The sequence below is a fragment of the Bacillus sp. SIMBA_154 genome, assembly GCF_046536015.1.
GTDB lineage: Bacteria > Bacillota > Bacilli > Bacillales > Bacillaceae > Bacillus > Bacillus pumilus_P.
The window spans coordinates 1-244 of the sequence record NZ_JAWJBV010000556.1 but is presented as its reverse complement, the minus strand read 5'-3'; the positions used below and the strand labels follow the sequence as shown (position 1 = coordinate 244).

1 protein-coding gene is annotated in these 244 nt (G+C 40.6%); it reads left to right on the top strand.

What is annotated here, in order from left to right:
- A partial coding sequence (locus R0K30_RS23145) for a glycerophosphodiester phosphodiesterase (RefSeq protein ID WP_410613336.1) occupies positions 1-244 on the top strand: 244 nt, incomplete at both ends.

Sequence of the window (244 nt, the reverse complement as noted above, 5' to 3'; positions counted from 1 at the left end):
CATTTAATCATCATCAACTACACTGGCTAAAAAGCCGCTTACCTTGGCTTAAAATTGGCGCACTTACTGCATCAATTCCATTGCAGTATGCGAAGTTTGCTGAAGACTTACATGCCTTTAGCATTCATGTTGACAAAAACTTCATGAACAAGTCGTTTGTTGACGATGCCAAACTGCGCGGCTTAAAGGTATTTGCCTACACCGTAGATGAAGTTGAAGATATTAAACTAATGCTTGCCTGTGG